The 489-nt window shown below is 59.1% G+C and carries 1 protein-coding gene; it reads right to left on the reverse strand.

All coding sequences use genetic code 11. The features are described 5' to 3' along the window. On the reverse strand, positions 1 to 489 hold a 489-nt coding region (locus tag GYA94_RS13150), incomplete at both ends, for an immunoglobulin-like domain-containing protein (RefSeq protein ID WP_161892449.1).

Below are 489 nucleotides of genomic sequence, written 5' to 3' on the forward strand. Positions count from 1 at the left end.
TGACAGTGATCTTACCTTCGTCCTTGAACACGTCATCGCCCTGCGCCGGAGCGGCGTAGGACTTGGTGGTCTCGCCTGCCGCGAAGGTCAGGGTGGCACCGGTGCTCAGGGTCACGGTGAACGGCTTATCCAAAGCCTTGTTCAGGGTGACGGTGAAGGTAGGTTCAGTGGCTTCGTTGACCGAAACTTGATCGGCCACGATAGAGACTTTGACCAAGTCACCTTCGTTGTTGCCGCCCGGGTTACCCGGAGTGCCTGGCTCATCGGTGACTACTGTGCTGACAGTATCCTTGCCCAGGTTCAGCTGCTCGAACTGATCGGCGCCAGCGCCTTCGACCTTGGTCAGGCCTTGGGTGATGGTCACTGGATCATTGACGTAGACGTTGTCTGGCGCGGTGACGGTAACCGAACCGCTGGCCTCGCCTGCCTTGACGGTCACAGTGGTTCCGTCAGTCAGGGTGAAGGTCAGACCCTTGTGGTTGGTCACTG

This window comes from Pseudomonas juntendi, from assembly GCF_009932375.1.
GTDB classification, from domain to species: Bacteria; Pseudomonadota; Gammaproteobacteria; order Pseudomonadales; family Pseudomonadaceae; genus Aquipseudomonas; species Aquipseudomonas juntendi.